A 12,684-nucleotide genomic window follows, 5' to 3' on the forward strand; every position below is an offset into this window, starting at 1 on the left:
CTTCGTTGCCACGGATGCCGTTACGGGTGCATGGACGCACCCTTGAGCACCTTGTCCACCACGGTGCGCGGTGCGTGCAGCGCCAGGCCCACCAGGTCGAGCTTCTCCCGTCCGACCGCCCGGATGGCGGCGCGGTTGTCCCGGTCGTTGCCGGTGGCGAACAGCTCGGACGTGAAGATCGCCAGCCGTAGGCCCCGGGCGAGTGCGCGTGAGTGCGCGCCGACCAACGTCTCCCGATCCCCGGCGAAGACCAGCACCGGCTGGCCGAACATCGGCAGGTAGCGGGTGTCGTCCGCGTCGCGGTACTCCTCGCCGAGCAACTCCGGCAGCGTGCTCGCGATCCCGCTGACCAGGAAAGCCGTGACGTTCAGCCGCTGCCAGCTCGCCAGGTCGTTGCGGAGCAGTACGGCGATCTTGGTGGGAAAGCGGATCGGTTCGGTCATGCCGTCGAGCCTGCCCGCCCCGACGCCTACCGGTCTTGTACGTTCTTAGCGTGGCCACCCGCCCGGCCGGCTCGCACGTCAGCGCGTGGCGACCCGCGGTAGCCGGGGTCGCCGAGGTCTTCCACGCCCATTTCGTGGACCACGCCTACCCCCGGCACATCCACGAGGTGTGGACGCTGCTGATCGTCGACGACGGCGCGGTCCGCTTCGACCTGGACCGGCACCGGCACGGCGCGCTGCGCACGTCGGTCATGCTGCTCCCGCCGTACGTGCCGCACGACGGCAGCTCCGCCACCCCGGACGGCTTCCGCAAGCGGGTCCTCTACCTCGACACCTCGGCGCTCGACGCCGAGCTGGTCGGCCGGGCCGTCGACGAGCCGGACCTGGCCGATCCGCAGCTGCGCGACCGGATCCACCACCTGCACCAGGCGCTCGCCGCGCCCGGGGACGAGTTCGAGGCGGAGAGTCGACTCGCGCTCATCCTGGACCGGCTACGCCGCCAGCTCCGCCAGCGCCCTCCGGTCGTTGGCCAGCCGGCCGGACGCGGCCTCGCGGTCCGACTACGGGAGCTGCTGGACGCCCGGACCGTCGAGGGCGTCACGCTGGGGGAGGCCGCGGAGCTGCTGCACGCCCACCCGACCCACCTGGTCCGGACGTTCACCCAGGTGCACGGCGTGCCACCGCACTCGTACCTGACCGGCCGCCGGGTCGAGCTGGCGCGTCGTCTGCTGCTGGCCGGGCAGCGGCCCGTCGAGACCGCCGTCGCGGCCGGGTTCTTCGACCAGGCGCACCTGACCCGTCACTTCCGGCGCTACCTGGGCGTCAGCCCGGCCCGCTACCCCGCCCGGAGCTGAACGCGCGGTCAGACGAGCTGGCCGCCGATGACGGAGAGCAACCGCAGCTTCTCGTCGCTCGGCGAACCGGGCACGGCGGTGAAGACCAACAGTGTCTGGGACTGGTCGGGGTCGACAAGCGTCTGGCAGTGCAGCTCCAACGCCCCGACCTCGGGGTGCACGAAGTGCTTGGGCGGGCAGTAGCCGGCCGGCACCGGGTGCTCCCGCCACAGCTGGGCGAACTCCGCGCTCCTGGCCAGCAGGTCGTCGACGAGCGCGGCGGCCCGCGAGCCGCGCCCGTCGCGGGTGTACGCCGCGTGCAGGTGCGCCACGAGCAGGCGACTCTGCGTCTGGTGGTCCTGCGCCGGATGCAGCTGCCGTGCCGTCGGGTCGGTGAACCAGCGGTGGTGTGCGCTGCGCGCCAGCCCGGTGTACCGGGTCTCGTCACCGAGCAGGGCGACGGCCGGCGCGGTCTGCGCGAGGGTCTCGCCGAGGTGGTTCACCACCTGGGCCGGGGTGTCGTGCATCCGGTCGAGGATCCGCATCATGCCCGGGTTCACGTGGTCGGCCCGCGCCGCGCGGTGCGGAACCGCGTGCCCGGCGAGCTGGAACAGGTGATCCCGCTCGGCGAGGGAGAGCCGCAGGCCACGGGCGAGGGCGGCGAGCATCTGCTGCGAGGGGTGCGGCCCACGCTGCTGCTCCAACCGGCTGTAGTAGTCGGTGGACATTCCGCTCAACGTGGCGATTTCCTCGCGCCGTAGCCCTCCGGTGCGTCGGCGCGGACCCCGGGGCAACCCGACGTCCTCGGGCTGGAGGGCCTCGCGGCGGGTGCGCAGGAAGCTCGCGAGTTGGGCGCGATCCACGGTGTCTCCCTTCGGTGGGTGCCGGCTGTCGAGCGGCGCATCGAGTGCAACAGGGGAGACCCGGCAGGCTGTTCCACCCACCCAAGATCGCACTGGTAGTGGTGTGGGGGCTTCCGAGGCCACCACCTCCACGATCCAGCACGATCCTGGGGCCGCGGGCGTGCGGTCAGCGTTGGATGGACTTGGTCTCCAGGAACTCCTCCAGGCCCAGCCGGCCGAACTCGCGGCCGTTGCCGGAGTGCTTGTAGCCGCCGAACGGGGCGAGCGGGTTCCAGTGGCCAGCGTTCACGTCGACCTGGCCCACACGCAGCCGCCGGGCGACAGCCAGTGCGTGCTCTGGCTCACCGAAGACGCCGCTGGTCAGGCCGTACAGCGTGCCGTTGGCGATGGCCACGGCCTCCTCCTCGTCGGCGTAGGGGATGATCGTCAGCACCGGGCCGAAGATCTCCTCCTGGGCGATCACGGAGGCCGGGTCGACGTCGGCGAAGATCGTCGGCTGGACGTAGGCCCCGACGGTCAGCCCTTCGGGCCGATCCGGGCCGCCGAACACGAGCCGGGCGCCGTCGGCGATGCCCCGCTCGATGTAGCCGACGACCTTCTGCCGGTGGGTCTCGGACGCCATCGGGCCGATCCGGGTGGCCTCGTCGCCCGGGTCGCCGACGGTGTACTGCTTCGCGGCCTCGACGGCCAACGCCACTGCCTCGTCCTGACGGGCGGCGGGCACCAGCATCCGCGGCCACGCGCCGCAGACCTGACCGCCGTTGCTGAACGCCATCATGACTCCCCGCTCGACCGCGGCGGGCAGGTCGGCGTCGTCGAGGATGATGTTGGCGCCCTTGCCGCCCAGCTCCAGCGCGACCCGCTTGACCGTCGCCGCAGCCACCGCGGAGATGCGCTGCCCGGCCCGGGTGGAGCCGGTGAAGGAGATCATGTCGATGTCCGGGTGGGCGGAGATCGCCTCGCCGACGGTCGCGCCGGTGCCGTAGACGACGTTGAAGACACCCGCCGGTACGCCGGCCTCGGCGGCGGCCTCGGCGAGGATGCGCGCGGTCAGCGGGGCGTTCTCGGACGGCTTGAAGACCATCGTGTTGCCGGCGAGCAGGGCCGGCGCCAGCTTGGAGACGATCTGCTGAAGCGGGAAGTTCCAGGGTGTGATCGCGCCGACCACGCCGATCGGCTCGCGGACGACAAGCGAGTTGCCGACCTCCTCGGTCCAGGGGAAATCGTCGGCCAGGCCGGCGATGGATTCGACCACCGCGGCCGGGAACGCGACCTGGGCGGTCCGGGACATACCGATCGGGGAGCCCATCTCGGCGGTGATCGCCTGGGCGATCTGCTCGGTGCGGGCGGCGAGGCCGGCGCCGAGGCGGCGCAGCACGCCCGCCCGGTGCTGCGGGGTGGTCGCCGACCAGGCCGGGAAGGCGGCTCGGGCGGCGGCGACGGCGCTGTCGACGTCGGCGGCGGTGCCGGCCGGGGTCTCGGCGACGACCTCGCCGGTGGCCGGGTTCACGACGGGAAGGGTGCCGGCGGAGCCGGTGACGATCTCGCCACCGATCCAGTGGCCGGCGACGGTGTAGGTGGAAGGTGTCATGGACCGACCGTCGCACCGCCGCCGGACCCCAACCAGGTGCGGTTTATCCACGGTTCCGCGATCCCTGGCTGGGGCCAGGCCAGGTCAGAGTGCGAGGACGATCCGGCCGGCGGTGCTGCCGGCGTCCTGTCGGGCCCAGGCGTCCGCGATGGCGTCGAAGGGCACGATCTCGTGGTCGACGGTGAGCCGGCCCGCCGCCGCGTGCCCGGCCACCGCTGTCAGCGCCCCGGCCCGCTCGACGGTCGACAACCCGTTGTTGGTGTAGCCGATCATCCGCAGCGCGCCGCTGCGCAGCACGGCGGACTCGATGGGGGCGGTCGCACCGGCCGCGCTGCCCAGGTTGACCAGCCGCCCACCCGGGCGCAGCACCCGCAGCGCCGCCGCGGCCGGGACACCGAAGACCGGGTCGAGGACGAGGTCGACCGGCCCGTCGGCGGCGTGGCGCAGCCGGTCGGTCATCGACGCGACATCGTCGTCGGGAAGCAGCGGGACGGCGACGGCGGCGCCGAGCTCCTCGGCGCGGGCCCGTGCCGCAGCCGACCGGGCCACGGCGATGACGCGGCGGGCGCCGCCGAGCAGGGCGAGCTGAACGGCGGCCTGACCGACCACACCGCCGGCTCCGAGCACGATGACCTGGTCGCCAGCCGCCAGGCCGCCGGCCTGGGTCAGCGCCGCGTGCGCGGCGACCGCGGAGAGGCCGAGGGCCGCGAGCAGGGTCAGCGGTACGGCGTCCGGCAGCGCCACCACGTCGGCGGTGGGCACGGTGACCGTGGTCGCCATGCTGCCGTCCACACCGGACCGCATCCCGGCCGACGTGCCGAACCAGACCGGGGAGCCGTCGGTGAGCCGACCGACCCCCTGCACACCCGGCACGTACGGGATGCTCGGCGTACCGAAGTAGCTGGTGCCGCTGGCGCAGAGCACGTCCAGCGGGGTGATCGGCGCGGCCTCGACGGTGACCGCGACCTCGTCGTCGGCCGGCACGGGCGCCGGCCGCTCGGAGATCGTCGGTGCGGCGCCGCAGGTGGTGAGCACTGCCGCGCGGATCACGTCGCGATGTCCGGGTAGGGCATCGAGAAGTGGGCCAGCCGTGCGCCGTAGGACTTCTGGTATTCCAGCGGCTCGGTGTTGTCCCGCTCGAAGAGGGCGATGAAGAGGGTCAGGGTGAGGAACGGGTGCGCGCCCAGTTCGAAGAGCTTCACGTGGTCGTGGGTGGCCAGCGCCTCGCGCTCCACGTCGTCGAAGCGCAGCCAGGTGCTCGCCTCGCCGGTGTGGCAGTTCAGCACCGTGTTGGCGCACTCAGCCTCCCACCAGGCGACCAGCTCGCGCGGCTCGCTGCGGTAGCGCTCCACCAGCTCCGGGTCCCGGTCGACCATGAAGAGGAACTTGTTCAGCAGGTACTTGCTCACGTCGGCGCTCCGTTCGGGTACCAGGTGAAGTACGCCTCCATGGTGTGGAACAGGTCGAGGGTGTCGACGTAGTCGGCCTTCGCGCCGGCGCCGGCGACACCCATCATCAGCATGAAGTCCATGAAGCCGTGGGTGGCGTTGCCCGGTGAGTGCAGGCTGTCCAGGGTGACCTCGCGCAGGCACTCGTCCAGGTCGCCGTTGGCGATCCACTCGACGGCCCGCTGGTCGAACTCCGGGTCCGGGCCGTGCGGGCCGAACTGTCGGGGGCCGCCCAGCTCCAGCGACAGGTGGCCGGTGCCGATGACGGCCACCCGCAGGTGCGACGGCCACGACTCGACGATCTCCCGGATGCTCTGGCCGAGCTGGACGAAGCGCTTGGGCTGCGGTAGCGGCGGCGCGAAGATGTTGGTGTAGATCGGCACGATCGGCAGGTCGGCCTCGGGCCGCAGCGTGATGATCGGGCAGGTGATGCTGTGGTCGATGCGCAGCTCGTTGCTGAAGGCGAGGTCGAAGCCGGCGTCGAGCCCGGCCCGCAGGATGTGCCCGGACAGGTCCTCCTGGCCGGTGAGCAGCATCCGGGGCAGCCCGAACTCGCGTTCCTCGTTGTACCAGTTGGCGTCGTAGAAGGGCGCCTTGCCGACCAGGAACTGCGGCATGTTGTCCAGCCAGAGCTGGTGGAAGTGGTCGGAGCCGACCATCACCAGCACGTCAGGTCGAGCACGGGTCAACGTCTCCCGGAACGCCAGGATCTTGCGGGTCCACTCGTCGGCGAACGGTGGTCGATCCGCACCGGTGGCGGTGCTGGCCCGGTAGTAGAAGGGGTGGTGGGTGGAGGCGATGACCGCGACGATGGAGGCCATTCCCACTCCTTTCGGGGGGCGGAAGAGGGGGATCAGGGTTCGTAGACGGCGTTGCGGTCCACGGTGCGGTAGATGTCCATGCCGAGCGGCCGTCGTCGCTCCTCGGCGAGGTGCCCGAGCAGTCCCGCCGCGCGGGCCAGCAGGGCGAAACCGCGCAGCATCTCGACGGGGAGCCCGAGGTCGGCGAGGGCCGCCCCGCAGACTCCGGCGCCGTTGAGCGGCAGGGTGCGGCCGAGCACCTGCGGGTGGACCCGTCCGATCGCCTCGAACAGCCGCAGGTGCGGGCCGTGCAGGCCCTCCTCGGTGGCGATCCGGATCAGCACGGGGGTGCGCGGGTCCTGGTCCTTGTGCACGGGGTGCCCGAGCCCGGGGACCCGCCGGCGGTCCTGCTTCGCCCGGGTGACCGCGTCGAAGGCCACCGCGTCGTAGTCGGTCACGTCGCCGGCCTGCGCGAGCGTGTCGGCGAGGAACCGTCCACAGTCCTCGGTGACGCCGAGGAAGCGGGAGCCGCCGCCGAGCAGCCCGGCGGCGAGCGCGCCCTGCAACGACTCCGGCGCGGACAGGTACGTCAACCGGGCGGCGATCGCCGTCGGGGTGAAGCCGTGATCGGCCAGTGCCACCAGCACCGCCTCGAAGACCCGTACCTCGCCCCGGGTGGGGCGGCGGCCGGCGACCAGCCAGTACGCCAGCTCGCCGAAGCCCACGGTGCCCATCAGGTCGGCGGCCAGGTCCTGCCCGAGCAGCGAGATCGTGGTCGGGTCGGAGGTGCCGATCCCGGTCGGGAAGCTCAACTCTTCAGCCACGCGCGGATCTCCTCGCCGTGTTCGTCGAGCCCGGGCGGCGGCAGCTCGTACCGGGCCGGGGTGTCGGAGAAGGTGATGGGGCTGCGGACGCCGGGCACGTCGCCGACGGTGACGACCGGGTCGAGCCCCAGCTCCTCGGCGAGCGCCACACCGCCGTCGATGGTGTTGATCGGCGCGCACGGGACGCCGGCGGCGAGCAGGTCCCGGAACCACTCGTCCTTCGTCCGCTTGGCGAGGCGTTCGACCAGTAGGGGTCGCAGCTGCTCGCGGTTGGCCGTGCGGTCCTGGTTGCGGCCGAAGCGCCTGTCGTCTGGTAGGTCGGGCAGGTCGAGCACCTGGCAGAGCTTGCGGAACTGCCCGTCGTTGCCGGCGATGACGATGAGTTCGCCGTCGGCGGTGGGCAGAGGCTCGTACGGAAAGAGGCTGGGGTGCGCGTTGCCCATCCGGAACGGGACGGTGCCGCCGGCGACGTAGCCGCTGGAATGGTTGACCAACCCGGACAGCGCCGAGCTGAGCAGGTTGACTTCGACGTGCTGACCTCGTCCGGTCTCGCCTCGATGGTGCAGCGCGGCGAGGATGCCGATGTTCGCGTGCAGCCCGGCCATCACGTCGAAGACGGAGATCCCGGCCCGGTACGGCGAGCCGTCCGGGTCGCCGGTGAGGCTCATCAGGCCCGAGATGGCCTGCACCATGAGGTCGTAGCCGGGGAAGTCCCTGCCGGCTCCGGTGCCGAAGCCGCTGATGCTCGCGTACACGATCTTGTCGTTGGTCGCGGTGACGGTGTCGTAGTCGAGGCCGAACCGGGCGAGGCCACCGGGCCGGAAGTTCTCGATCAGCACGTCGGCGCGGCGGGCCAACTCCTGTGCGGCGGCCAGGTCGTCGGGTTTCCTGAGGTCCAGGGCGATGGACCGCTTGTTGCGGTTGATGCCGAGGTAGTACGTCGAGACCCCGTCGCGGGTGGGCGGCATCCAGGTGCGGGTGTCGTCGCCACCGGGGCTCTCCACTTTGATCACCTGGGCGCCCAGGTCGGCCAGGAGCATCGTCGCGTACGGCCCGGCGAGGATCCGGGAGAAGTCCGCGACGAGCAGGCCGGCCAGGGGGCCGGTCGAATGCTGAACCATGTTTCCGCCCGTTCTGCGGACACCTGTCCGCCTGGACAGCTTGCGATATGGCGGTACGCCTGTCAACGGTGCATCTATCGATCGGTGCCACGCTCTTGACATGGATGGTGACCGGGACCACACTTGCGCCACCCGGGCTGACCGCACAGCGGACAGGAGTCCGGAATCCCCTCGTACCCCGGAAAGGAATGGGTGGCGATGAGCGCAACCGACCGGCCGGTGGTCTTCCGCAACGGCCTGGTTCTCACCATGGACGACGCGCACACGGTGCTGCCCGGCGCCGACGTCCTGGTCATCGGCGGCCGGATCGCGCAGGTCGGCATCGGCCTCACCGCGCCCGACGACGCCCTGGAGATCGACGCCACCGACGGCATCCTCATGCCCGGCATGGTCGACACCCACCGGCACCTGTGGCAGACCGCGATGCGCGGGTACGGCGCCGACTGGACCCTGACCCAGTACTTCGTCTGGTATTACCTCGAATCCGGCAAGCTGTTCCGGCCCGAGGACGTCTACGCCGGCAACCTGCTCGGCGCGATCGAGGCGATCGACGCGGGCGTCACCACCACCGTCGACTGGTCGCACGGGCTGCAGACACCAGAGCACGCCGACGCCGCCGTGGACGCCCTGGAGGCGGTCGATGGACGGTTCGTGCTCGCCTACGGCAACATCCAGCAGGGGCCGTGGGACTGGGCCACCTCGCCGGAGTTCCGCGACTTCCACCGCCGCCGGATCGACGGCGGCAAGCTGGCCGGCTTCCAGCTGGCGTTCGATGTCACCGGCGACCCCGCCTTCCCGGAACGGGCCGCGTTCGAGGTGGCCCGGGAGCTGGGCGCCGCGGTGACCACCCACGCGGGCGTGTGGGGCGCCACCAACGACGACGGCATCCGGCTGATGCACGAGAACGGGTTCATGAATCCGTCCACCGTCTACGTGCACGCGGCGACGCTCACCCAGGACTCGTACAACCGGATCGCCGCGACCGGCGGCTCGGTCTCCGTCTCGACCGAGAGTGAGCAGAGCGCCGGCCAGGGTTACCCACCCACCTGGCAGCTGCGACACCACGACATCCCGGTGTCACTGTCGATGGACACCAGCGTGTGGTGGAGCGGCGACCTCTTCTCCGCGATGCGCAGCACGCTCGGCGCGGACCGCTCCCGGGAGCACCTGGAGGCACACGCCAAGCAGGAGACCATCACCCACTGCCACCTGCGCGCCGAGCAGGTCGTCGAGTGGGCCACCCGGGGCGGCGCCCGCGCGCTCGGCATGGACGCCACGATCGGCGCGCTCACCCCCGGCCGGCAGGCCGACGTCGTCCTGATCAAGAACGACGCCTCGCCGGTGATGTTCCCGATCCTGAACCCGCACGGTCACGTCGTCTTCCAGGCCCAGCGTGCCGACGTGCACACGGTGCTGGTGGGCGGCCGGGTCGTGAAGCGGGACGGCCGCCTCGTCGGCGTCGACCTCGCCGCCGCGCGGGCCCGGGTGGCCGCGACCATCGATCACCTGCGCGAGACGATGGGGGAGCAGGCGTGGCAGCGGGGCATGAACCCGGACATCCCCGAGACCGCGATCCTGGAGAACCCGTACCAGTACACCGAGTGGGACGCCGGGTCGGCGCAATGGAAGCATTAGGACATGAGTGACAACGGAAGGGGCGCCGGGCCCGACTTCATCGAGGCTCTCGCCCGTGGCCTCGACGTCCTGCGCTCCTTCCGTCCCGCCTGCCCCTCGATGACGCTCAGCGAGATCGCCGCCGCCACCGGCCTGGCCCGCCCCACCGTCCGGCGCATCCTCATCACGCTGGAGTCGCTGGGTTACGTCCGCGCGGCCGGCCGCGGCCACACCCTCACCCCGCGCGTCCTGGAGCTGGGGATGGCGTACGTCAACGCGCTGAACATGTGGGACGTGGCCCGGCCGCACATGGAGAGACTCGTGGCGCAGACCAACGAGTCGACCTCGATGGCCCAGCTCGACGGCAGCGACATCGTCTACGTCGCCCGGGTGGCCGTCCCCAAGATCGTCACCCTGGGCGTCACCATCGGCACCCGCTTCCCGGCACCCGCGACGTCGATGGGCAAGGTGCTGCTCGCCGCACTCCCACCGGACACACTGGCGGCCGTCCTCGCCGAGCCCAGCCGCTCCGGCGTCACGCCGCGCTGGCAGCCCGCGCCGGGCGACCTCGACGCCGTGCTACGTGAGGTCCGGGCGAAGGGCTGGGCGCTCGCCGACCAGGACCTGGCGCCGGGAATCCGCTCCGTCGCCACCGGCGTACGCGACGGCGACGGGCGGGTCGTCGCCGCCATCAACGTGACAGTGCACGCCGCCGAGACCTCGCTGGAGACGCTGCGTGAGGAGCACCTGCCAAGGTTGCTGCGCGCGGCAGCCGACATCGGGCACGACTGGGCGCTGACCGCCGCCGTGCCGGTGGTCACCGTCTAGTACGGCAGCCGCCGTTTGGGATCGAAGTCAGGGCCGGTGGATGCAGGGGCGGCCACCGCGTTATCGGCGCCGCGCTGTGGGCTGCGGCCGGGGTGCTCCGTCAGGTAGGACGCGTTCGTAGCAGACCGAGTTGTCGGAGCCCACATACGCGCCGTACAGCGGGATCTCGCGGTAGCCCTCGCGCTCATAGAAGCGCATCGCGTCCGGCTGGGCCGGGCCGGTCTCCAGCCGGATGGTCGTCCAACCGCGCTCCTGTGCGGCCTCCTCCAGCCCTCGGAGCAGGTCGGTCGCCACCCCCGAGCCGCGGCTCTTCGGTACCACGTACATCCGCTTCACCTCGACGGTGACCGGGTCGAGGCGGCGCAGCGCGGCGCAGCCGAGCGGTTGGCCGGTGGCTTCGTCGACCGCGACCAGGAACAGGTCGATGTTCTCGGCCGTCGGCGGCGTGCCGGGCTCATGGTCGTCGGTACCGTAGCGGAGGTCGAGTTCGGCTTTCTGTGCCACACGCAACGCCTCGCCCACCGGGTCGGTCCACGGCCGCTGCGTGATGATCCAGGTCATGCCGCTCCTCACCAAAACTCGGTAACAAGCGTTACGGTAACATTCGTTACGACCATAAAGAGGTAAGAGTCGTGTCACCGCCTGCAAACCGAGCCGCTCAGGGCGAGGCGCTGTCGCGCGCGGTCTGGGACGTGCTCGCGCAGCAGGGCCTGGAAAAGCTGACAGTGCGCGCGGTCGCCGCGGCGGCCGGCTGCACGACGGGCCTGGTCATGCACCGCTTCCCGAACCGTCGAGCGCTGCTGCTGCACGCCCGGCAACTGCTGCACGACACCACCCGGCAGCGGGTCGAGGCACTCGAGGCCGCGGCCACCTCGCCGCGGGCAGCGCTGCGTGCGGTCCTCCGCCAGGGCATGGCGACCGATCAGGAGACGACCAACTGGAGCATCGTCTGGTTGGGCTTCCTGGCTGCGGCGGTGGCGGACGCCGAACTGATCGGCATGCACCGCCGCAACAACCGAGCCTGGCGGCAACGGGCCGAGCGGCTGGTCGCCGCGGCTGCCCCGGACTGGCCGGTCGACCAGGTCGGCGCGGTCGCCCTGGGGCTGATCGCGATGACCGAGGGTGTCGCGGCTCTCGCCGCCGCGGATCCCGCTGCCTACCCGGCGGATCAGCAGGAACGCATGCTCGACGCCGCCCTGGCGGCCTACGGCCTGGGCTAGCACGCCGGCCAGCACCCGATCCCACCTTCGCTGTGGCACCCGGCCACCGCAAGGTCTGATGTTGTGTCCACAACGCACAGACGATCACGCGGTGGCCGTCTCGCGTCCACCCCACCCGAGCTGCAAGATCCCGAACGGCGGCTGCTGTACTAGGTGATCACGACTTCACGTGAGGTTGCCCGGGACCCAGGTGATCGGCAGGCCGGGCCCCGGAACCAGCGTGGCCGGGCGGCGGCGACCAGGGCGCTTCCCGCCGATCACCGGCCCCGTGGATCGTCCGGGGCAGCGCCGACGCCCAACCGGATGCCATAGTGCCGCGATGAAGGCAGAGCTGCACAGTTACTTGACGGGCGGCCGCGACACGCTGCTGTGGAAGCTCGACGGGCTCAGCGAATACGACATTCGGCGTCCGTTGACCCGGACCGCAACCAACTTGCTCGGTCTGGTGAAGCACTCGGCGGCCATGGAGGTCCTCTACTTCGGCGTCGTGTTCGGCCGGCCGTTCGAAGAGGAACTGCCGTACGTCGGCGATGGAGCGGAGCCGAACGCCGACATGTGGGCGACCGCGGATGAGACCCGCGAGGAGATCGTCGCGCTGTATCGTCGTGCGATCGCCCACGCCGACACCACCATCGAAGCCCTTGCACTGGATGAGGTCGGGCGCGTGCCGTGGTGGGGCGATGCCGCGGTCACGTTGCACCACGTCCTGGTCCACGTCATCGCGGAAACGCAACGGCACGCAGGCCACGCTGACATCGTGCGCGAACTCATCGACGGCGCGGTCGGGCTTCTGTCCCAGAACGACAACCTGCCCCCGGCCGACGAGTCTTGGTGGCTGGACTACCGCCAGCGGGTGGAGCAGGCTGCCCTCGACGCCAGCAAACGCAGCAGCTGGGCCGGGCCGGTCGAGATTGATCATCTTGCCTGAAGGTGTCGTACACCTGTTCTAGCGTCGGGTCATGGTCGAGGAGTTGGCGCAGGCAGACGACGCGGTCGCCGCCTGCGTCGACGCCGCCGCCTGGGCCCTTGCGGAGCAGGACCTGATCGCCGCGCTCGAGGCCGCGCACCGCCTCGAGCAGCGTCTCGCCGCCGTGAAGCT

14 protein-coding genes are annotated in these 12,684 nt (G+C 71.3%); 5 read left to right on the forward strand and 9 right to left on the reverse strand.

Annotated features, from left to right (window positions below):
- Positions 1 to 20 precede the first annotated feature (20 nt).
- Positions 21 to 443 carry a DUF2000 domain-containing protein gene (locus ABZU74_RS20370; protein WP_355426007.1) on the reverse strand — a complete coding sequence of 141 codons (423 nt, stop codon included), beginning with the start codon at positions 441 to 443 and terminating at the stop codon, positions 21 to 23.
- 50 nt (positions 444 to 493) lie between these two features.
- On the opposite strand from ABZU74_RS20370, the gene ABZU74_RS20375 reads away from it, so the two are divergent.
- A complete protein-coding gene (locus tag ABZU74_RS20375; RefSeq protein ID WP_355426009.1) occupies positions 494 to 1,297 on the forward strand; it encodes an AraC family transcriptional regulator in 804 nt (267 codons plus the stop codon).
- Positions 1,298 to 1,305: 8 nt separating this feature from the next.
- Here ABZU74_RS20375 and ABZU74_RS20380 read toward each other — a convergent pair whose 3' ends face one another.
- The 7 genes from ABZU74_RS20380 to ABZU74_RS20410 form a co-directional block, all read right to left on the reverse strand.
- A complete protein-coding gene (locus ABZU74_RS20380) occupies positions 1,306 to 2,139 on the reverse strand; it encodes a helix-turn-helix transcriptional regulator (RefSeq protein WP_355426012.1) in 834 nt (277 codons plus the stop codon).
- A 166-nt stretch (positions 2,140 to 2,305) separates the two neighbouring features.
- Positions 2,306 to 3,730 carry an aldehyde dehydrogenase family protein gene (locus ABZU74_RS20385; protein ID WP_355426015.1) on the reverse strand — a complete coding sequence of 475 codons (1,425 nt, stop codon included), beginning with the start codon at positions 3,728 to 3,730 and terminating at the stop codon, positions 2,306 to 2,308.
- Between the two features lie 84 nt (positions 3,731 to 3,814).
- A complete protein-coding gene (locus tag ABZU74_RS20390) occupies positions 3,815 to 4,780 on the reverse strand; it encodes a zinc-binding alcohol dehydrogenase family protein (protein WP_355426017.1) in 966 nt (321 codons plus the stop codon).
- On the reverse strand, positions 4,777 to 5,139 hold the full coding sequence (locus tag ABZU74_RS20395) for a hypothetical protein (RefSeq protein ID WP_112672887.1): 363 nt from the start codon (positions 5,137 to 5,139) through the stop codon (positions 4,777 to 4,779). Before ABZU74_RS20395 ends, ABZU74_RS20390 begins: the two co-directional genes overlap by 4 nt.
- Positions 5,136 to 5,999: an extradiol ring-cleavage dioxygenase gene (locus tag ABZU74_RS20400; protein ID WP_355426020.1), complete on the reverse strand. Its 864-nt coding sequence runs from the start codon at positions 5,997 to 5,999 to the stop codon at positions 5,136 to 5,138. Before ABZU74_RS20400 ends, ABZU74_RS20395 begins: the two co-directional genes overlap by 4 nt.
- Positions 6,000 to 6,031: 32 nt before the next feature.
- Complete coding sequence (locus ABZU74_RS20405) at positions 6,032 to 6,802, reverse strand: citryl-CoA lyase (RefSeq protein WP_355426023.1); 771 nt, start codon at positions 6,800 to 6,802, stop codon at positions 6,032 to 6,034.
- Positions 6,787 to 7,923 (reverse strand): CoA transferase, encoded by a 1,137-nt coding sequence (locus tag ABZU74_RS20410; protein ID WP_355426026.1) that lies wholly within the window; start codon positions 7,921 to 7,923, stop codon positions 6,787 to 6,789. Before ABZU74_RS20410 ends, ABZU74_RS20405 begins: the two co-directional genes overlap by 16 nt.
- Before the next feature lie 198 nt (positions 7,924 to 8,121).
- Here ABZU74_RS20410 and ABZU74_RS20415 point away from each other — a divergent pair, with 198 nt between their 5' ends.
- On the forward strand, positions 8,122 to 9,558 hold the full coding sequence (locus tag ABZU74_RS20415) for an amidohydrolase family protein (protein ID WP_355426029.1): 1,437 nt from the start codon (positions 8,122 to 8,124) through the stop codon (positions 9,556 to 9,558).
- A 3-nt stretch (positions 9,559 to 9,561) separates the two neighbouring features.
- Entirely contained in the window at positions 9,562 to 10,365 is an 804-nt protein-coding gene (locus tag ABZU74_RS20420) for an IclR family transcriptional regulator C-terminal domain-containing protein (RefSeq protein ID WP_355426032.1), read from the forward strand.
- A 60-nt stretch (positions 10,366 to 10,425) separates the two neighbouring features.
- On the opposite strand, the gene ABZU74_RS20425 is transcribed toward ABZU74_RS20420, so the two are convergent.
- On the reverse strand, positions 10,426 to 10,926 hold the full coding sequence (locus tag ABZU74_RS20425; RefSeq protein ID WP_355426034.1) for a GNAT family N-acetyltransferase: 501 nt from the start codon (positions 10,924 to 10,926) through the stop codon (positions 10,426 to 10,428).
- Between the two features lie 71 nt (positions 10,927 to 10,997).
- Between ABZU74_RS20425 and ABZU74_RS20430 the strand changes: the two genes are divergently transcribed.
- Positions 10,998 to 11,585 (forward strand): TetR/AcrR family transcriptional regulator, encoded by a 588-nt coding sequence (locus ABZU74_RS20430; protein ID WP_355426037.1) that lies wholly within the window; start codon positions 10,998 to 11,000, stop codon positions 11,583 to 11,585.
- A gap of 319 nt (positions 11,586 to 11,904) precedes the next feature.
- Positions 11,905 to 12,513 carry a DinB family protein gene (locus ABZU74_RS20435; RefSeq protein WP_355426040.1) on the forward strand — a complete coding sequence of 203 codons (609 nt, stop codon included), beginning with the start codon at positions 11,905 to 11,907 and terminating at the stop codon, positions 12,511 to 12,513.
- The last annotated feature ends 171 nt before the right edge of the window (positions 12,514 to 12,684 follow it).

The sequence above is a fragment of the Micromonospora sp. NPDC005171 genome (assembly GCF_040608575.1).
Taxonomy (GTDB): domain Bacteria; phylum Actinomycetota; class Actinomycetes; order Mycobacteriales; family Micromonosporaceae; genus Micromonospora.